Below are 362 nucleotides of genomic sequence, written 5' to 3'. Positions count from 1 at the left end.
ATTGTTCAGTCTGCCAGTTACTGGCGGCACATTCACTGTTGTAGCCACAGGACGAGGCCTCTTCAGAACATCCGGCTTCGCGTACAAAAAACAGGCCCTGGCGCCATTCTTCGTAAGGAGAATGAGGGTTATGGGCGCCGGTTTCCTGGGTGAAATGCGCAAACATGACAGCCAGAGATTTGGCGCAGATGGCATCTGATTGTGCGGCGCGATCATCGGTATAGGTGGCACAGAAACCTTTAAATTTCGCGACTGCTTTGAGGAAGTTAGAGTAGGTATAGGCGGCGTTGCGCTCTGGGAACAGCGCATCCCATTTTTGCTCGCTGATTAAGGCTTCAACCCGTTTGACGTTATCCGGGTTG

The 362-nt window shown here is 52.2% G+C and carries 1 protein-coding gene; it reads right to left on the bottom strand.

Going from position 1 to position 362, the window contains the following annotated elements:
- Positions 1-362: lysozyme family protein (locus tag ACYP03_RS24760; protein ID WP_459782492.1), on the bottom strand; the 362-nt coding region annotated here is incomplete at both ends.

The sequence above is a fragment of the Photobacterium sp. R1 genome (assembly GCF_054600795.1).
This window is presented reverse-complemented; position numbering and strand designations above follow the sequence as displayed.